At 47.3% G+C, this 19,274-nt stretch carries 20 protein-coding genes and 1 riboswitch; of the genes, 8 read left to right on the forward strand and 12 right to left on the reverse strand.

The window, feature by feature from the left end; all coding sequences use genetic code 11:
• Positions 1 to 42: 42 nt before the first annotated feature.
• The 4 genes from rlmN to NOM72_RS13930 form a co-directional block, all read right to left on the reverse strand.
• On the reverse strand, positions 43 to 1,116 hold the full coding sequence (gene rlmN, locus NOM72_RS13915) for a dual-specificity RNA methyltransferase RlmN (RefSeq protein WP_023469793.1): 1,074 nt from the start codon (positions 1,114 to 1,116) through the stop codon (positions 43 to 45).
• 124 nt (positions 1,117 to 1,240) lie between these two features.
• A complete protein-coding gene (locus tag NOM72_RS13920; RefSeq protein ID WP_255999359.1) occupies positions 1,241 to 2,047 on the reverse strand; it encodes an ABC transporter permease subunit in 807 nt (268 codons plus the stop codon).
• A complete protein-coding gene (locus tag NOM72_RS13925) occupies positions 2,044 to 2,925 on the reverse strand; it encodes an ABC transporter ATP-binding protein (protein WP_255999360.1) in 882 nt (293 codons plus the stop codon). The genes NOM72_RS13920 and NOM72_RS13925 overlap by 4 nt, the downstream gene beginning before the upstream one ends.
• A 12-nt stretch (positions 2,926 to 2,937) precedes the next feature.
• Positions 2,938 to 3,597 (reverse strand): SAM-dependent methyltransferase, encoded by a 660-nt coding sequence (locus NOM72_RS13930; protein ID WP_081637345.1) that lies wholly within the window; start codon positions 3,595 to 3,597, stop codon positions 2,938 to 2,940.
• Positions 3,598 to 3,686: 89 nt separating this feature from the next.
• Here NOM72_RS13930 and NOM72_RS13935 point away from each other — a divergent pair, with 89 nt between their 5' ends.
• Entirely contained in the window at positions 3,687 to 4,007 is a 321-nt protein-coding gene (locus NOM72_RS13935; RefSeq protein ID WP_023469797.1) for a heme oxygenase, read from the forward strand.
• Between the two features lie 124 nt (positions 4,008 to 4,131).
• The gene (locus tag NOM72_RS13940) at positions 4,132 to 4,869 is read left to right on the forward strand and encodes a uracil-DNA glycosylase family protein (protein ID WP_255999361.1); all 738 of its coding nucleotides are present in this window, start codon (positions 4,132 to 4,134) and stop codon (positions 4,867 to 4,869) included.
• A 56-nt stretch (positions 4,870 to 4,925) separates the two neighbouring features.
• Here the strand turns inward: NOM72_RS13940 and htpG are convergent, their stop codons facing one another.
• Positions 4,926 to 6,788, reverse strand: a complete 1,863-nt coding sequence (gene htpG / locus NOM72_RS13945) for a molecular chaperone HtpG (RefSeq protein WP_255999362.1) — start codon at positions 6,786 to 6,788, stop codon at positions 4,926 to 4,928.
• An 82-nt stretch (positions 6,789 to 6,870) separates the two neighbouring features.
• Complete coding sequence (locus NOM72_RS13950) at positions 6,871 to 7,740, reverse strand: hypothetical protein (RefSeq protein WP_255999363.1); 870 nt, start codon at positions 7,738 to 7,740, stop codon at positions 6,871 to 6,873.
• 135 nt (positions 7,741 to 7,875) lie between these two features.
• Here NOM72_RS13950 and NOM72_RS13955 point away from each other — a divergent pair, with 135 nt between their 5' ends.
• Positions 7,876 to 8,706, forward strand: coding sequence for an SDR family oxidoreductase (locus NOM72_RS13955; protein ID WP_255999364.1), 831 nt, complete (start codon positions 7,876 to 7,878; stop codon positions 8,704 to 8,706).
• 139 nt (positions 8,707 to 8,845) lie between these two features.
• Entirely contained in the window at positions 8,846 to 10,018 is a 1,173-nt protein-coding gene (locus NOM72_RS13960; protein ID WP_255999365.1) for a M20 family metallopeptidase, read from the forward strand.
• A 67-nt stretch (positions 10,019 to 10,085) separates the two neighbouring features.
• Here NOM72_RS13960 and NOM72_RS13965 read toward each other — a convergent pair whose 3' ends face one another.
• Entirely contained in the window at positions 10,086 to 10,433 is a 348-nt protein-coding gene (locus NOM72_RS13965; RefSeq protein WP_023469803.1) for a hypothetical protein, read from the reverse strand.
• An 85-nt stretch (positions 10,434 to 10,518) separates the two neighbouring features.
• On the opposite strand from NOM72_RS13965, the gene NOM72_RS13970 reads away from it, so the two are divergent.
• Positions 10,519 to 10,944, forward strand: coding sequence for a DUF1801 domain-containing protein (locus NOM72_RS13970; RefSeq protein ID WP_023469804.1), 426 nt, complete (start codon positions 10,519 to 10,521; stop codon positions 10,942 to 10,944).
• A 49-nt stretch (positions 10,945 to 10,993) separates the two neighbouring features.
• Here the strand turns inward: NOM72_RS13970 and NOM72_RS13975 are convergent, their stop codons facing one another.
• Together NOM72_RS13975 and NOM72_RS13980 are read right to left on the reverse strand one after the other, a co-directional pair.
• Positions 10,994 to 12,232 (reverse strand): MFS transporter, encoded by a 1,239-nt coding sequence (locus NOM72_RS13975; protein WP_023469805.1) that lies wholly within the window; start codon positions 12,230 to 12,232, stop codon positions 10,994 to 10,996.
• Between the two features lie 26 nt (positions 12,233 to 12,258).
• The gene (locus NOM72_RS13980) at positions 12,259 to 12,714 is read right to left on the reverse strand and encodes a CBS domain-containing protein (protein WP_055969726.1); all 456 of its coding nucleotides are present in this window, start codon (positions 12,712 to 12,714) and stop codon (positions 12,259 to 12,261) included.
• Positions 12,715 to 12,896: 182 nt separating this feature from the next.
• Between NOM72_RS13980 and NOM72_RS13985 the strand changes: the two genes are divergently transcribed.
• Entirely contained in the window at positions 12,897 to 13,319 is a 423-nt protein-coding gene (locus NOM72_RS13985) for a MarR family winged helix-turn-helix transcriptional regulator (protein ID WP_035395500.1), read from the forward strand.
• Between the two features lie 68 nt (positions 13,320 to 13,387).
• On the opposite strand, the gene mmuM is transcribed toward NOM72_RS13985, so the two are convergent.
• The 3 genes from mmuM to NOM72_RS14000 all read right to left on the reverse strand — a co-directional run bounded on the left by mmuM (position 13,388) and on the right by NOM72_RS14000 (position 16,834).
• The gene (gene mmuM / locus NOM72_RS13990; protein ID WP_058713694.1) at positions 13,388 to 14,323 is read right to left on the reverse strand and encodes a homocysteine S-methyltransferase; all 936 of its coding nucleotides are present in this window, start codon (positions 14,321 to 14,323) and stop codon (positions 13,388 to 13,390) included.
• On the reverse strand, positions 14,298 to 15,701 hold the full coding sequence (locus tag NOM72_RS13995) for an amino acid permease (protein ID WP_058265628.1): 1,404 nt from the start codon (positions 15,699 to 15,701) through the stop codon (positions 14,298 to 14,300). Before NOM72_RS13995 ends, mmuM begins: the two co-directional genes overlap by 26 nt.
• A 77-nt stretch (positions 15,702 to 15,778) precedes the next feature.
• Positions 15,779 to 15,880: riboswitch (SAM riboswitch) on the reverse strand.
• Positions 15,881 to 15,916: 36 nt separating this feature from the next.
• On the reverse strand, positions 15,917 to 16,834 hold the full coding sequence (locus NOM72_RS14000) for a ketopantoate reductase family protein (RefSeq protein WP_023469810.1): 918 nt from the start codon (positions 16,832 to 16,834) through the stop codon (positions 15,917 to 15,919).
• Between the two features lie 182 nt (positions 16,835 to 17,016).
• On the opposite strand from NOM72_RS14000, the gene NOM72_RS14005 reads away from it, so the two are divergent.
• Positions 17,017 to 17,733 (forward strand): GntR family transcriptional regulator, encoded by a 717-nt coding sequence (locus NOM72_RS14005; protein ID WP_023469811.1) that lies wholly within the window; start codon positions 17,017 to 17,019, stop codon positions 17,731 to 17,733.
• On the forward strand, positions 17,726 to 19,267 hold the full coding sequence (gene gntK / locus NOM72_RS14010) for a gluconokinase (RefSeq protein ID WP_255999366.1): 1,542 nt from the start codon (positions 17,726 to 17,728) through the stop codon (positions 19,265 to 19,267). Before NOM72_RS14005 ends, gntK begins: the two co-directional genes overlap by 8 nt.
• Positions 19,268 to 19,274 lie beyond the last annotated feature (7 nt).

Consider the following 19,274-nt stretch of genomic DNA (forward strand, 5'->3'; position numbering starts at 1 on the left):
GTAAAAAAAGCTTCCCACCGAAACGATGAGAAGCCCAACGAATTATTTGGATGCTACTTTATCTTTTTTGATTTGCTTACTACGTAATTGACCACACGCCGCATCGATGTCTGTTCCGTGCTCAAGACGAACACCACAGTTCAAGCCGTTCTTTTTCAACGTATCGTAGAACGTCGTGATATCTTCAGACGTACTGCGCTGATATTGACCATGCTCATCGACCGGGTTGTACGGAATCAAGTTGACATACGTCAGGTGGCGTTTGTCTTCGAACAGTTTTGCGAGTTCGACTGCGTGTTCCTTTTGGTCGTTGACGCCACGAAGCAAGATGTACTCGATCGTGATTTTACGGTTCGTCGTTTGAACGTAATAGTCGATTGCTGGCATCAATTTCTCAAGCGGGATCGCCCGGTTGATTTTCATGATTTGCGTACGCAATTCATTGTTTGGTGCGTGAAGCGAGATCGCCAAGTTGACTTGGAGTTTCAAGTCAGCGAACTTGTAGATCTTGTCTGCCAAACCACTTGTCGAAACCGTGATGTGACGTGCACCGATTGCAAGACCATTGTGGTCCTTGATGACGTTCAAGAAATCGACCATGTTGTCGAAGTTATCGAACGGTTCACCGATACCCATGACGACGACGTGGCTGACACGTTCTTCGTTACCGACTGCATCGAGGTGATGTTGGACGTTCATGATTTGCTCAACGATTTCGCCTGCTGACAAGTCGCGGCTCTTCTTGATCAGACCACTTGCACAGAAGCTACAGCCGATGTTACAGCCGACCTGTGTCGTAACACAGACAGAAAGACCGTACTTATGACGCATTAGAACCGTTTCAATCAAGTTGCCATCATATAATTTGAAAAGGAACTTGATTGTTCCGTCTGCTGATTCTTGCTTGACCGCTTCTGTCATCGAGTCAATCGTAAAACTCTGATCTAACAACTCAAGGCAATCCTTGTTGACATTCGTCATTTCCGCGAAAGTCGTGACACGTTTACGGTAGAGCCAATCCCATACTTGTTTGGCACGGAATGGTTTGTGCCCTTGATTCGATAACCATTCTGTCATCTGCTCAAGCGTTAATCCATAAATGGATGGTTTATTCATTTCGAAAGACCTCATTTCTTTTTCCAGAACTACAACATTCCTTTATCTTAGTAAAAATCAGCGCTTGACGCAACGTTCAAATCCTAAATGTTCACTTTCTGTAAAGTTTTTGCGCCACTTTCGATCAAATCGACAGACTCCGACGTCCGAATTGAACGACTGCTCCGGTCAAGAACACGAGACAGAGGACGAGTAAAATAATCGAATGAAGAAGAAAATGATTCGTTCCTTCTAGTAATTGCGTCGTATTGAATAAGGAGAAGACGGATAGATAACGGAGCCACTCCGTCTTGTCACTTAGTTCCGACAGAATCGTCAAGACGATCGATAGGACAAGCACACTACCAGCAAGCGAAAAAGCACGACGTTCTTCGTCAAATAACGTCGCAACGAATAACGTAAAGGCACCGATCGCCAAGAGTAACAATAGCGCATTGAGTTGAATCCGCCATAAGATGACGTCATTGATCGAAATATCTGTCATCCACCAGTCGGATACCATCAAGACGAGTCCATTCAGTCCTACGAAAACCATACTTGCGATACCCATGACGATCGCGACAGCAAACGTATACGTATTCCGGGTGATCGGGGCTGCGAGATAGACGATCAGCTCTCCATTGTCGATTGGTCGCGCAACGAGTCGCGCTGCTAATGAGAGCAAGAATAGACTCGCAATGACTTGAAAAATCAGTCCATAATAGTTCCCCCCGAGCAGATCCAGTACATTCTCGAACCCTGTCATCTTATCGTATTGAAATGCTTTTAAGACTTCTGGAGGTAACGCTTCTAGTTTTGCTTCTAGTAAACCTGTCTTCATCATCGATGGATATAGCAACGCAAGTATCAATAAGTAGAGACTCGTTCCAATCGCATAAGCAAGCACGGGCTTTCTGACCTGCTTAAATAAAGAGCGGATCAGCAATATCACGACGATTCCTCCTCCCCATAATAATGCAAGAAGACCTGTTCTAAATCATCTGCTGACGGACGAATCAGCCGTACATCATACTGGGTTAAATAAGCGATCACCTGATTTAAGCTCAGCGTCTCGTCCGTTTGAAAACTGACTTCCAGCCGCTTCGGTTCAACACCGACTTGCATCGCGAACTGTGCCGCCTCCACCTCTGTTCGGAAGACGATCGTGTACGTCTTTCGACTCGATCGAACCAACTCATGAATATCCGATTCGACGATGATGCGCCCTGCTTTGATTAAAGCCGCTCGATCGCACGATTTTTCCATCTCCGGAAAGTGATGTGAACTCATCAGAATCGCTTTTCCAGCATGTTTCTCCTGTTCGATCCACTCTAAAAAACGCTCTTGCATCAAAGGATCGAGTCCACTGGTCGGCTCATCAAGTAGATAGACCGGTGCGTCCTTCATGAAGCAACCGACTAGTGCCAGTTTTTGTTTCATCCCTTTTGACATTTTGCGGATTTTCGTCTTCGTCTCAAACGGAAATCGTTTCAACAACAGTTGCCGCCGTGTCGGATCGCTACCATGTAGTCGTTGCATCAAATCGAGCATGTCTGTTCCTGTCATGTCTCCAGGTAAACTAATCTCTCCCGGCAAATAACCGACCAACTGCTTCACTTCTTTACTTTGCTTCCAGCAATCGAAACCGCCGATCGTCGCCTTTCCACCGTCCGCAGCCAGTAGTCCCATCAGATGTCGGAGTGTCGTTGATTTTCCAGATCCGTTTGGTCCGATGAAACCGAATATCGTCCCCGGATCAACTGTAAAACTGACATCGAATATTCCACGCCCCGGTGCAAACTCTTTCGTAACATGCTCTAAACGGATCATCATCCGACCTCCTTATCTTTTATTTCTTTCCTCACTGTATTCATACCCGTTTTGAAGCAGTTTGTTCGGATCAAAGCGATAGATGACGAACCGCTCGTCATGATTTTTTTCATAGAGGTCTCGTAATCGAATCTCATCGACTTGCTCGAATACGGTATGACGCTCCAGGTACTCCCGGTATTCATCGGTCGGGTAATACAAGATGAGATCAACCGAACGCGGGGAACGTTCGACCGAACTTAAAATGTGATCGATCACTTTCATGAAAATTTGTGAAGAGAATGGATTGAAGAAATAAAACTTATTCGTCTCATCCGGAATGGCATACTGCTCGGCATACGTCTGTTCAAATCGTAAACTTCCGGAACGCCGCTTCCGTCGACTTTGGTAGTTCGCCATATTCCGGAGTGCGTCCTCGTAAAATTGTCCGTTCATCTCGATTCCGATGACGGAACAATCGAATCGGTCGTGTAAGTAAAAGTTCAAACGCCCTTTCCCACACCCGAAATCAATGACCGTGTCCTGTTTTTGAAACAAATACGTTTCGCATAATTCGTCTAGTGCCGCATAAGGCGTTGGTTCATAGCGATTGTAGTGACTAAACACACCATAAAGATGTTGCATCTCAATGGTCTCGATTCGTAATCGTTGATCGTATTCCTGTTCATTCATTGTCGTTTGTTCCTTCTTTCCGGCATTCTTGCCTTCATCGTACTATACTGAAGAAGTACGTTACTCGTTTTTTGAAAGGGGATTTTATGATGATCGTCGTTACGAACCGGATTAAAGTCAAAAAAGGGATGGCTGCAGCTCTCGCTCCTCGTTTTACGCGTCCAAGTGGACTTGATACGATGGACGGATTCATCCGCGTCGAGGTCTTATTGACGCAAAACATCGAAGAACATGATGAAATGAACGTCAACATGTATTGGGAAGACATGAAGAGTTTTCAAGCATGGCGTGAGAGTGACGATTTCAAAGCGTCACATAGTCGACCTGCGAGTAGTGAGGCAGGAGAATCGCCAATGCTCGGCAGCGAGATTCTGACATATGAAGTTGCTTCGGTCAAAGAACGCGCATGATGCACGAAAAGGACTCGTCTCGAGTCCTTTTTTATATACCTATACACAAATAGTGAAAGGGTGTAATTGTCTCAAATGGTATTATTTGTTATTATAGTGCCAATACAGAGAGAGAGGGTTCTTCATGAATTCATTAACTATATTTGAACAAGCCATTCGTAGCTTACCTGATGATCGTACGTTACGACGTGATGAATTATGGACGGACGATTTTTTATTGCAACAGGAGAACGAGCTGACCGTCTATTACTCTCCGATTGGCGAATATGTCAATACTGAAGCAAAAGTCGTCATCATCGGGATCACACCAGGTTTTGAACAGATGCGAATCGCTTTCGAAGAAGCAACGGATGCCCTCCATCATGGGGCTTCACTAGAAGGGACGGCACGCATCGTCAAATATGCAGCCAGTTTTGCCGGAACGATGCGACGTAACCTCTTCCAGATGCTTGATACACTCGAGCTTCCAGCATTGCTCGGAATCGAGACAACAGCTAGCTTATTTCATCAACACCAGGAATTGTTACATCCGACGTCGCTGTTAAAGCAACCCGTCTTTTATCGCGAAAAGAATTACTCGGGTCATCAACCGAAGATCAATCGCAGTCCTTTATTGAGGCACTACGCGGAAGAACACTTCGTCGCTGAGATCAATCAGTTACAAAAACCAGCGTTATTAATTCCACTCGGTCGGGTCGTCGAGACGCAAGTCCGTGGATTGATTCAGGATGGACGAATCGAACAGCATCAGCTTCTTTCCAACTTCCCCCATCCATCTGGCGCGAACGGTCATCGAAAAAAACAATTCGAAGAAAACCAAGCCTATTTGATGAAACAGCTCATTCAACATTTTGCAGAGTAACTTATTCTTTTTTGTAAAAAATGACGCCATCCTCATACGGATAGCGTCATTTCAACTTAAACCATTAATAAACATACATCATTCGCGAACGCGACTGGATCCTCGAGTGGGAGTCCTTCGACAAGCAATGCTTGTTGATACATCAGTTTCGTATAGCGCTCGAATTTCGAACGATCGTTTTGATAAGCCGTCTCAAGAGACTCGAACACCGCGTGTGACGGATTCAATTCAAGAATCTTGACCGCTTCTACCCCTTCATTATTCGGCATCGCCTTCAGGATTTTCTCCATCTCGATCGAGACGGCGCCGTCCGTCGCAAAGCAGACGGGATGCGATTTTAGGCGCGTTGAGGCTTTGACTTCCTTGACTTGTCCACTCAACACTTCCTGCATGGCTTGGAACATCTCTACTTGTGCATCCGTCGTCTCCGCTTCTGCTGCTTCAATCCCTAAATCGCTGCTCGTGACCGACTTGAACGTCTTCTCGTTGTACGTCATAAGCATCTGGATCGCGAACTCATCGATCTCTTCCGTGAAGTACAAGATATCATACCCTTTATCACGGACGAGCTCGGATTGTGGTAATTTATCCAGACGATTCGTACTCTCACCAGCAGCGTAATAGATATGTGCCTGATCTTCCGGCATCGCTGCGACGTATTCTGCGAGTGTGATCAACTTCTTCTCCTTGGCTGAGTAGAAGAGGACCAGATCCTGCACCTGTTCTTTGTGCATGCCATAATCATTATACATACCGAACTTCAGCTGGCGTCCGAACGCTTGATAGAACGTTTCGTACTTCGTGCGATCCTCGCACAGGAGGGCTTCGAGTTGTGTCTTGATCTTACTTTGGATATTTTTCGCGATCAGCTTCAATTGACGATCGTGCTGTAGTAACTCACGCGAGATGTTGAGCGATAAGTCTTCCGAGTCAACCATCCCTTTGACGAAACTGAAGTGATCCGGCAACAAGTCGCTGCATTTTTCCATGATCAAGACACCGTTGGCATAGAGTTCAAGACCCTTTTCAAATTCCTTCGAATAATAATCGTACGGTGCCTGCTCTGGAATGAATAAGATCGATTGATAACGAACAGCGCCGTCAACACTGATATGAATGTGTTTCGCTGGTGTGTCGAAACCATAACGTTTTTCTTGGTAGAAGTTCGTATAGTCCTCGTCTGTCAATTCCCGTTTGTTCTTCCGCCAGATCGGCACCATACTGTTGATCGTCTTGACGACTTCGACCTCTTCCATTTCATCACTGCCTTCGATCGGCTGACGTTCGAGTTCCTTCATCTCGATCGGATAACGGATGAAATCCGAGTATTTTTTGATGATGCTACGCAGACGATATGTCTCGAGGTATTCGTCATACGATTCTTCTTCCTCGTTCGCCTTGATGTGGAGTGTAATCTCCGTTCCGACGGTTTCCTTGTCGACTTCCTCGATCGTATAACCTTCGACACCACGCGATTCCCATTTATAAGCGACTGCACTGCCGAACGGTTTCGTAACGACGGTAACGACGTCTGCGACCATGAAGGCAGAATAGAATCCGACACCGAATTGTCCGATGATATCATGACCATCTTGTGCTTCATTCTCTGCCTTGAAGGCAAGCGATCCACTCTTCGCGATCGTACCAAGATTCTCTTCTAGTTCTTCCTTCGTCATTCCGATTCCCGTATCACGAATGATCAGTTGACGCGCTTCTTTATTTGGTTCGATCGTAATTTTGTAGTGTTCCTTCTCGAACGAAATCGTCTCGTCCGTCAATGCTTTATAGTACATCTTATCCATGGCGTCACTTGCATTCGAGATCAATTCGCGCAGGAAAATCTCCTTATGCGTATAGATGGAATGAATCATCATCTCCAGCAATCGTTTTGATTCCGCCTTAAATTGTTTCGTTTCCATGCTCATTCTGCCTCCCTTTTTTAGCACTCAATCATATAGAGTGCTAATTCATCTCCTATTATTAGGGAGTTCGAAATATCTGTCAATCTCCTTTTTCACTGTATGTCGTGACTTTTTCAAGGACGATCATTCCGATCTGACGTAAGTGTTCTGCTGACCCATAGGTGCCATGGCTGACGCCGTTTTCATCCTTTCGATTACCGAGACCGATGAACTGTTCACTTGGTTTGAAATGGAGCCCGACGACGGGTACCTGAAATCGTGACGAAAAGCCAACTTGAAAGATCGCGTCCGGGTAATCCGTTGGTCGATAGGTCGTCCAATCGATGTGTGGTTCGAGCTTCGCAAATCGTTCCGTGTGTTCCTTACCGAGCAGGATGATTCCTTTTATCGAAAACAGTTCAAGCAGGCGTAACAAAAATGTCTGACCGAACAGACTATCTTCCAACAATCCACGTTCTTTGATTGCTCCCATGTAGTGGTGTGTCGGAAACGGGAAAAAATCCAAGTGAATGACTGGATCAAACGTCTTCTCGTAAAACGACGCACCCAATCCATTCAAGAATCCTTCGAGCTTACCGCCACCTGGTCGACCGAACCAGGTTCGGTACACATTTGGTTGTTTGAAGTAACGATTGAAGCGTCGAATCGATTCCGTCAATGTCTTTTCTTGTAAATACGCATTCCACGTCATGGATTGTGGACGTATGAAAAGTGGACCGTGCTCGTCAAATCGTAATGCACCTGTTCGGTCTAAAAACTGCGATCGGGATGGGTTCGTCGCGATCGTTACCCAACTGCTACGCGTCGCATCACCAAACCAGAGGACAGGTGTCGTTTGGTCGATCAATTCACTTGCGAATGCACTCTTCTCGAGTGTCATTTGGTACTGGACGGCTTCGTGTAATAAGTTTTTAGCAAGTTGCCATTGATTGGATGTCAGCGTTCTCATCTCCCTCTATATAGCGATTGTGCTGTTGTAGATGTACCCCCTATCCTCTAACACTAGACGCATCGATGGGTTTAATCTCCATTTCTCCGGGAATGTTTCATAAGGTGAACGATACGACTTAGGAGGGATTTAACAATGGGTAGACTCGATCAAAAAGTAGCTGTCATTACCGGCTCGGCAACAGGGATTGGACAAGCGACCGCGCTTGTCTTCGCAGAACAAGGAGCAACGGTCGTCTGTGCCGATGTCTCACTTGAAAAAGCACAACAAACAGTAGAACAGATTACACAACAAGGTGGGAAAGCGGAGGCCGTCCATGTCGACGTCTCAGACGTCGAGAGTGTCGAGCAACTTGCGAAGCACGTCAAAGAGACATACGGTACGATCGACGTCCTCTTCAACAATGCCGGAATCGATGAACAAGGCGGGAAAGTCCACGAGTATCCAATCGATTTCTTCGACCGGATCATCGCGGTCGACTTGCGCGGTACATTCCTCGTCAGTAAATTCTTGATTCCACTCATGCTTGATAACGGTGGTTCAATCATCAATACGTCATCGATGTCTGGTCGCGCAGCTGACTTGAACCGATCCGGTTATAACGCAGCGAAAGGTGGGATTGCGAACTTCACGCGCGCGATGGCAATCGATTATGCGCGTCATGGCATTCGTGTCAATTCGTTATCACCAGGAACAATCGAAACACCACTCATCGATACACTTGTCGGTGAAAAAGAAAAAGAGCAAGGCAAACAGTTCCGCGATGCGAACGCTTGGATTACGCCACTCGGACGACTCGGTAAACCACGCGAGATGGCAACGGTCGCTCTCTTCCTCGCTTCTGACGACAGCTCATATGTCACAGGTGAGGATATCACAGCAGACGGCGGCATCATGGCTTATACGTGGCCGGGGGAGATGTTGATTGATTCGAAGTGGAAAGACGAAGCAGAAAAAAGTGAATGAGCAAGGTACGGTGTAACCCTCTGGTTGCACCGTTTTCTTTTATCTCAAGACGTTCAGCTCCGTAAATTATTTTCCGAATTCGTTTACCTCCCTGAAGTATTTTTATCAGGGTACAGGATAGGTAAAGGGGGAAATACTTATGCAAACAGCAATTACTTACTTACAACGGTGTCTTCAAATTCCAAGCGTCAACCCGACGGACGGAGAGGAAGCCGTCGCACGTTATGTGTACAATGTACTGGTCGATCATCACATCTCGACAGAATGGATTGAAGTTTCACCAAAACGAATCTGTCTCGTCGCGACCGTTCCTGCGAGCGAGGAGTTTTCACGTCCTGCTGTACTCGGATTATCTGGTCATCTCGATACGGTTCCGGTCCAAGGAGACGGCTGGACGAAAGATTCATACGGTGGTGAAATCGAAGACGGACGCATTTATGGTCGTGGGGCTTCAGATATGAAATCAGGTGTCATGGCGATGGTGCAAGCGCTCATTCAATACAAGGAACGTCAAAACCGTCCGAATACCGTCAAACTTCTGATTACATCCGATGAAGAGAATGGCATGACAGGAGCTCGTCATTTGACCGAACAAGGGCATGCGGATGATTTAGATGCTCTACTGATCACAGAACCGACGAGTGGGATGATTGGGTATGCACAAAAAGGGGTCGTTGGGATTGAAGTGACGTGCCGCGGAAAAAGTGCGCACAGTTCTGCTCCACAACTCGGACGTAATGCGATTGATGACGTATATCGTGTCATCCAGGAAGTGAAGTCGGAACGCTTCTCGATCACGACGAATCATCACCCAGCACTCGGTCCGGTCGTCGCGTCAATCACATCCATAAAAGGAGGCGAAGGACCGAACGTCGTTCCGAGTCAAGCCTCGTTCTATATGGATATTCGGACGATTCCTGGATTCGGTCGAGCGGATGTTCTTGCTGCCTTTACGGATATGGAGCGTCGACTTGTTGCCGAAGATCCTGACTTTGACATGAGCGTAACCGTCATCAAGGATATTCCTTCCTGTGAAACCGATGAACAAGCGCCTTTCTTGCAACAGGTCGCGGATACGATGGAGCAGGTCAGCGGTGTGACACCGCGAAAAATCGCCATCCCAGGCGGAACGGATGGTGCGATGTTCAGCCAAGCAAAAAAAGCATTCCCGATTGCGATTGCTTCTTTCCATGATTTCCGTCTTGCGCATCAGGTCGATGAGTCGATTCCGTTATCCGAATATGAACAAACGATTGCGTTTTGCTTCAACTTGATCAACACACCATTACATCAACCTCTTCCATCACACTAAATAAAAGAAGGGACGACTTTCGGGTGCAATACCCAAAGTCGTCCCTTCTACTTTTACTGTGTTTAGTTTAGTACACACCAAGCTGTGCCAACGCCTCACTTAAATAACTTTGATCACTACGAAATTCTTGACTTGTTTGCCCATCAGACCAACTGATGAAGACACGACCAAGCCGGTCATATCGTAAACGGAGACGTATCACGCCCTGTTCGAATACGACTTCACCGTGTAACGACTCATGGACGCGAGCAAAGTTACGGATGAACGCATCATATTGATTAAATGTAACTGAAAACTCGTGTGCACTATCTTGTTCCGTCATCTGAATCATTAGTTCCTCTTGCTTTGGATATACGTGTAAGATGTCCCACGATAGACTGCTTTCTTCTCCTCGAAACACGATGCGATGCTTCATTCGATTTCCACCTCTGAGTTACAGGATATTTACTAGTCTTTCTCGAAAGTAACCGATATCTTCTTCATCCGAAAGGAGTCTGCTTATGTCTGATACGCCAAAAACAGGTCCTACCGAACAGTCCGTTGATGCTTTTCTGGCACAAGTCGAACCGCCATTACGTCAAGCAGATGGTATCACGTTACGTCAGTTCTTCGAAGATGTCACGGGATACGAAGCCGTCATTTGGGGGTCTTCCTTGATTGGTTTTGGTGCCTATCATTATCGCTATGCCTCTGGTCACGAGGGCGACAGCTTTTATGTCGGCTTTTCTCCGCGCAAGACGAACCTCGTCCTTTACCTCGCGCTTGGTGAAGACGATGTATCGGAACGACTGCTTGCCACTCTCGGTACGTATCGACGCGGCAAGTCCTGCCTCTACGTAAAACGACTGACTGACATCGATTTAAACGTCCTTCGGGAAATGATTGAGCACTCAATCCGCACGTTAAAAGACATGTACCCGTCTTGATTTCAATCAAAAACAGCCGAAGCGGATTCGCTTCGGCTGTTTTTTGAAATTAATGTCCGCCTTCTGTCCGATCGATATGGCGAATGTGTTTGAGATTGACCCCGATGATGATGACGGATAAGAGGACAAAGCCACTTCCGACATAAAACGGTAAGTTTGCGTTGAAGATTTCAGCCAATTTACCGGCCATGAATGGCGCGATGGCTGCCCCGAGAAAACGTAGGAAACTGTATGCCGCAGATGCTGTCGAACGTTCGACAGGTGCTGCGTCCATGACAGCGGTCGTGATGAGCGTGTTGTTATTCCCAAGCACGGCTCCCGCCAAGATGACACAGACGATGACGACGGCTGGTGTTTCCGTGAAGATCCCCATTAATAGAAGCAAGATTGCGAATGTGATCAACATCATGACCATCGCTTTGATTGTTCCGAACCATTGTTTCAGTTTCGGAGCCGTTAAGACCGATGTGATCGCAAGCAACATTCCCCAGCCGAGGAAAACGAATCCGAGTCCTTGCGCTGGTAGTTTCATGACGAATGGTGCATAGGCCATGATCGTAAAGAACCCCACGTTATAAAGTGCCGCTACGATCCCGAGCGTCAAGAGTGAACGATGCTTCATCGCTTGAAACGGTGCTTTTAATGATAACTTCTGTTTCGGTGCAGCAGATGCTGCTGGTTTTGGCATCAAGAAGAGCAAGACGAGGAACGCGATGACCATGATTGTTGCAACACCCATGAATGGCGCGCGCCATGTGATTGAACCGAGCGTTCCGCCTAACAGTGGTCCAATCGAAATCCCAAGACCAACGGCTGCTTCATACAAAATGATGGCTTTTGCTGTTCCGCCTGACGACAGCGAAACAATCGCAGCAAGTGCGGTTGCGACGAACAAAGCGTTCCCAAGTCCCCATCCACCGCGTAACGCGACGAGCGTCCAAATGCTATCTGCTTGTGAAGCAAAACCAGCAACGGTTGCGATGACGGCGATCCCGAGCATCAATGTTCCTTTTTGACCAATCCGTGATGAGATCGCGCCTGTAATTAACATCGCGAATGCCATGACGGCGTTATAACTTGTAAATAAGAGCGTTACTTCACTTTTTGACGCTTCTAAATTCTCGGCAATCGTCGGTAAGACGGGATTGACGAGACCCATTCCCATGAATGCTGTAATACTGGCGAAAAAGACTGCCCAAACAGCAACCGGTTGATGGAATAATCCATGTTTGCTTTCTGCTAATACCGTTTCCGGCTCAAGCGTCGTTGTTTTTTCAGCAAGTGCCATAGTGTCCCTTCTTTCTATTGAATGTGTTACATGAACTGTTTAAACGAATGGCGAATGACGTCGCCTCGACTAATGATCCCAACAAGCCGTCCTGCTTTCAGGATCGGAAGCTTTTTGATCCGTTTTGCGCCAAGTGTCGCCGCAATCTCTTCTATTTCTGTTTCAGCGTCCGCTGTTACGACTTTCCGACGTGCCAGTTCCATGACAGGTCGATTCAAGATATGACGAATCCGATCTTCGTAATCTTCTTCGTCTCCTTTGATGACATCTACATATAAGAATGTATCGACGATGATGTCCTTGTGTTTTCCAATCGCGCGCATGATATCTCCGTCACTGATATACCCGACGACCTCTTGCTCAGCATTAATGACAGGTACGCCGCTAATACCAGATTGAATGAATCGTTCGATGACCGTACGAATCAGATCTGTATCGTTTACTGTGATGACCTCTTGTTTCATCGACTCATAAGCTTTCATCTGAATTCTCCTTTGTCGTTCGTTTCTCATATGAAAAAGTTGTATGATACAATTAAAAGAACAAAAATGATTGTATAATACAACTACAACTCTGTCAAGCCTCCTGCTTTTCGCATTGACAGCTTATCCACATTGGGTAATCATGAGGGACAGAGAGACCTTATTGAAAGGGGAGATACCCGATGTCTCAACAAGCACTCGAAACCATTGAATTAGAGTTAGCAATTCTGATCCGGCGCTTGACGACAGCGACGGCAGACAATCGTAATTTGGATCGTGCTTCCTACCTTTTACTGCGACAACTAGCGGATTCCGGCAACGTCGGTGTCAAAACACTTGCTCGTGAACTCCAGCTTGATGTCTCGACCGTCAGTCGCCAAGCTGCAGCGCTCGATCAGAAGCAACTTGTGGAAAAAGTAAAAGATCCGACAGATGGTCGTGCCTTCTTCTATCATATTACGGATAAAGGACAAGAAGAGCTCACGATTTACCGGACAGCGCGCCTCGCGAGCATCGAACGTCTACTGACGGACTGGCCATCGGATGATGCCGAAGATTTTGGACGTCTATTGCAACAATTCAACCGTGCCTTGCGCGAGCGGTAACGAAATCACACCATTTAAAGGAACGGACGCGAAATCAATCGATTTCGCGTCCGTTTTTTCATCATTATTCATGATGTATGAGAAACCTGACAAACCGAACGAATTTGTGCGATATGTTCAGGTGACGTTCGGCAACAACCACCGATCAATCGTGCCCCTGCCTCATACCATGTCTTCGCGACGGTTTGGAACGATGTACACTGATTCGTACCTGACCACGTTTTTGCGACCGGATCATAGACCTCACCAGAGTTCGGATAGACGATGATTGGCACATCCGTCAACGCCTTGACGTGACGGATAAAGTCGGTCGCATAAGATGCCGGAAAACAATTTGCACCGATTGCTGCGAGCTGTGGATGTTGTCCGACCGTTTCAATACACGTCGCAAGTGCCGTTCCTTCACTAATGTGTGTCGCATCTTGAAGCGAGAACGTCAGCCAAGCAGATACTTCCGGATACGCTTCGAGAATCCGGAACAACACGACAGCTTCCTCGAGCGACGGAATCGTCTCAAATGCCAGCAGATCAGCCCCCGCTTCAATCAATGCTTCGATCCGTGGTCTGTGGAAGGCTTCTAGCACATCTGCTGACACCCCATAATGACCGCGATACTCAGAACCATCTGCTAAGTAGGCACCATAAGGACCCACTGATCCTGCGATTAATGCGTCACGCTTTCCGCTACGCGTGCGTGCGTTTTGCGCCAAGGTGACCGTTTGTCGAATCAGCGCCTGTGCTTCCTCTGTCGTGATATGACGTTGCTTGAACCCTTCGATACTTGCTTGATAGCTTGAAGTGATGGCGACATCAGCACCTACTTCAAAGTAATCACGATGGACACGCTCGATCTGTTCCGGTGCTTCGATCAAGAGACGTGCTGACCAAAGCGGGTCGTTCAGATCGAATCCCTTCTGTTCAAGTTCGGTTGCAAGGGCACCATCTAAAATGAGAAAGGGAACTTCCTGTAATCGTTGATCAACTGGATTTTTGATTCGGGACATCTTCAACACTCCGTTTCTGAGAAGAATTCGTGAACGCATGAACGATATAACAGATCACGATGAATGGAATACCACAGTACAAGGCAATTCGTTGTGTCGGATCAAATCCGATACCAATCAGAGAAATCAAACAAACGACGAAAGCGGCGATCGGTACGAATGGAAAGAGTGGTGTGCGATAGACCAATTCGTCGACCGTATGCCCTTCACGAAGAAATTGCTTCCGGAAGCGATACTGGGCAACGCTGATACTCATCCAAACGACGACGACAGCAAGACCGGAAATCGAGACGAGCGCGATATAGACACTCCCTGCTGCATAGATGCTAGACAGCAAGGCAAGTCCTCCGCCAAGCATGCTGAACAATACAGCTCGAAGTGGAACCCCACTTGGTGTCACCTGGGCGAAGAAGCGTGGAATCATACGTTCGTTCGCAAGCGACCAGAGCATCCGAGAGGCGGCGTAAAGTCCAGAGTTCGCTGCCGACAAAATCGCTGTCAAAATGACGAAGTTCATCACGTCTGCTGCGTAGGGAATTCCGATCCGTTCGAACACGGCGACGAACGGACTTTCGAGTACACCTTTCCCATCCGTTGGCAATAAGACGGCTAACACGATGATCGTACCGACGAAGAAGAGGACGAGTCGCAAGATCGTCGTCCGGATCGCAAGCGGAATCGTCCGTTTCGGATCGACTGCTTCACCCGCTGCGACACCGATCAGTTCCGTTCCCGAGTAAGCAAAATTCACGGCAAGCATCGTCATGAAGATGACGAAAGCACCATTTGGGAATAATCCACCTTCCGTTAAGGAAGAAAAGAATGGGGCTGGGCTACCATCTTGCAGTGGAATGAAGCCGACGATCGCTCCCGCACCAAGTAAAATGAACGCAATAATCGTCACGACCTTAATGGCGGAGAACCAAAACTCGACTTCAGCGAACACGCGAACCTTCAAGACGTTGATACCAAGGATCATCGCAGCGAATAAGGCACTGAACACCCAAACCGGAATCGATGGGAACCAACGTTGCATCAAAATGCCTGCTGCCGTGAATTCTGAACCAAGGGCGACCGTCCACGTCAGCCAGTAGAGCCAGGCTACTGTATAACCGGTGCCGGGTCCAATGTACTTCGTTGCGTACTTATGGAATGATCCGGTTTCCGGCATGTGCACGGCGAGTTCACCGAGACTTAACATGACTAAGTAAACGACGACGGCTCCGATCAAATACGATAAAATCGTTCCGACACGTCCTGCTTGTTCCAACGTATAACCTGTACTTAAAAATAATCCTGTTCCAATGACACCACCTAACGACAGCATGATCAGATGACGTGATTCCATCTTGCGTCGAAATGCTCCGCTCGTTTTCATGAATCCATTTCCTCCTCGTTCCACCTATTTCAAACAAAAAACGCATCCTCACGGATGCGTCGGTCGACAATTCGGAAATCTTATCGATCGGGTGCAGCACCCGCAGGAATTAGCACAGTATCTTTCGACCTGTTGCTGAGGTTTCATAGGGCCAGTCCCTCCACCTCTCTGGATAAGTATGTAATTGTTCCTAACCATATCAGAATGCAGATAATTCAGTCAACAGGCATTTCCCGATTTTTTTGATAGATCCATAAATTAGATTCAATCAGTTGAAGATGACGTGAAGAGCGTGTTTCGAGCAACGTACTAAAGAAATGTTTCACTTCGACGGGCTGACCCTTTTCCATGTCCCGTAACATTGACGATTTCATCGTGTCTTCCATTGCATGCATCTGCTTCAGCAAGACCGCTTCTACATCGTCATTAAAGACTGCGCCTTGTTCTTCCATCGCTTGCTTCGCTTCCTTCATGACGTCTTGAATCATCTGATGACCAATTGGGTCCTTGCGAATTGGACCGATGGCAGAGCGAAATAGTGTCGTCACGCCCGCAAATGTCGAAATGAAGAGGTACTTTTGCCACATGTCATCCATGATATGCATCGAGTACGCCATCGGTGCCTTCGCTTTCGCAAAACGTGTTGCAATCTCCTCTAAACGCGCTGTTGGTTTACCGGTTCGTGAACCAAACAATAGCCGATGCGACGGGCTTGTCTGTATAATACGCCCTTCTGCATCAAGCGTCGATTCAATGAAGCAAAGCCCGCCCAGTACTCGATCTTCTCCGAAGACTTCTGTTAACCGTCGTATATGCTGCATGCCGTTCAACAAAGGAATGATGTACGTCTCGCTCGAAACAAATGGCGCAAGATCCTGTAGGACATCATCCAAGTGATAGGCTTTCGTCGAAAGTAAGACGACATCAAATGTGTGATTCAGTCGCATGTCTCGTGTCACTAACTGAGGCGTGATCATAACATCACCATGAGGACTAGTGATCTGTAACCCTGTCTTTTGTAATTGTTCATAGCGCTTCGGACGAACAAGGAATGTCACCTGTTCCCCTTGCTCAGCAAGACGTCCCCCGAAATAACCTCCAACTGCTCCGGCACCTACGACTAAAACATGCATATGCATTACCTCCTTTTTAACTAATCGATTCGTTACTTACTCCTTCACCCTAACATATCGGAAACCATTTTCCTGATTCCTGCTTGAATCACTAAAATGTAAGTTAAGCGTTTGCATTTTAGAAAAAAACGTTTATACTAACTTGTATACAAGTATACTCACTTTAGAAATCAGGTGATTCCATGTCAGAACTGTTATACCCCTTGAAGTGGTTAGCAAAAGCTTCCGCTGGAGATCGTGTCGCACACGAGCTACGGATGCGCATCATTTCAGGAAAGATTGAAAGCGGTACCATTTTATCCGAAAACAAATTAGCCTCTGATTTTTCAGTCAGTCGCTCACCCGTCCGTGATGCGTTAAAGGTTCTTGCATCCGAACAATTGATTCGTCTCGAACGAATGGGAGCGGTCGTCGTCGGTTTGTCTGAGCGCGACATTCAGGAAATCTATGATGTCCGGCTACTCATTGAAACGTTCGTCTTCGAACGACTCGTCAAAATCGAACGGGCAGAACTCGTCCGTGAACTCAGTAAAATTCTCGAAATGATGAAAGTTGCCATCAAATACAAGGATGCCGATGAATTCTCCTTCCAGGACGTTCTGTTTCACGAAACAATCATCCGCTCGATTGATCATGGATATGTCAGCATGATTTGGCAAAATCTCAAACCGGTCATGGAAAGTTTCATCCTCCTATCGATGCGGGTACGATTCGAGGAAGACATCGAAGACTTCGAACGCATCCTCGCGAACCACGCCTTGTACATCGAAGCGATCGAGACAGGGGATCGTGAACGGATGGTCGCTTCCTTGCATCAGAACTTTGATGACGTCCAGGAAGTCGAAGATCTCTGGAAAACGCAACAAATGATGTCGAAAGGAGTCGATTCACATGACTGAATACATGTTAGGCGTCGATATCGGAACGACGAGTACGAAAGCGGTCTTATTTACGACAAAAGGAGAGGTCATCGGACAAACGAACGTCGGTTACCCGCTCCATACACCGAACCGCTCGACGGCAGAGCAGAATCCGGAAGAAATTTTTGATGCTGTACTCGAATCGATCCGTTTGATCACGAAACGTCATCCAAGCATGCCACCGAAGTTCGTCGCGTTCAGTAGTGCTATGCACAGCTTGATCGCGATGGACGCACAACATCAACCATTGACTGCCTGCATCACATGGGCAGACAGTCGGAGTGAAGCATGGTCGAACAAGATCAAGGAACAATATGGTCTATCGATCTATCACCGGACCGGAACACCGATCCATCCGATGTCACCGCTCAGCAAAATCAGTTGGCTCGTCGAAGATCGTCCTGATCTCCACGCTCAAACGAAAAAATATATCGGGATCAAGGAATTCGTGTTCCAAAGACTGTTCGGCAGATATGTCATCGACCACTCTCTCGCTTCAGCAACCGGTCTCTTCAACATTCATGAATTAGGCTGGGATACGGGCGCGTTACACGTCGCGGGAATCGATGCAAGCTACTTATCGGAACCCGTACCGACGACGACGTCATGTACTGGACTGAATGCTGATTACGCACGACAAATGGGACTCTCCGTCGATACGCCGTTCCTAGTCGGTGCCAGTGACGGTGTCCTTTCTAACTTAGGTGTCAACGCGATTCGCAAAGGGGAAATTGCGATCACGATCGGAACGAGCGGTGCCATCCGAACAATCATTGATCGTCCGCAGACCGATGAAAAGGGACGGACGTTCTGTTACGCGCTGACCGAGGACCACTGGGTCATCGGCGGACCCGTCAATAATGGTGGAATGGTCTTACGGTGGATCCGAGACGAACTCGCTTCAGCCGAAGTCGAGACAGCAAAACGCCTTGGCATCGATCCGTACGCTGTTTTGACGAAGATTGCCGAACGCGTCCGTCCTGGATCCGACGGGCTATTGTTCCATCCTTACTTGTCCGGTGAACGAGCGCCGCTCTGGAATCCGGATGTCAGCGGTTCGTTCTTCGGTTTGACACTTTCGCACAAAAAAGAGCATATGATCCGGGCGGCACTAGAAGGCGTCATCTACAATCTCTATACCGTCTTCCTCGCCCTAATCGAGTGCATGGACGGTCCCGTGACACGGATTCAGGCAACAGGTGGGTTTGCCCGGTCCGAAGTCTGGCGCCAAATGATGGCGGACATCTTTGAATCAGAAGTCGTCATTCCGGAAAGCTTTGAAAGTTCATGTCTTGGTGCTTGTATTCTCGGACTGTATGCGACAGGGGAAGTCGATTCGTTCGAAGTCGTCTCTGAGATGATCGGGGAAACGCATCGCCATATACCAAATGAAGAAGCGATGCATGAATATCGTCAGCTCTTACCAATTTTCATTAGTCTAGCGCGGACATTGTCTGAGGATCATAAACGAATCGCTACGTATCAACGGAGCTTGATTCAAGAAGAAAACTAACTTAATC

This window comes from Exiguobacterium sp. LL15 (assembly GCF_024436095.1).
Classification (GTDB): Bacteria; Bacillota; Bacilli; order Exiguobacteriales; family Exiguobacteriaceae; genus Exiguobacterium_A; species Exiguobacterium_A indicum.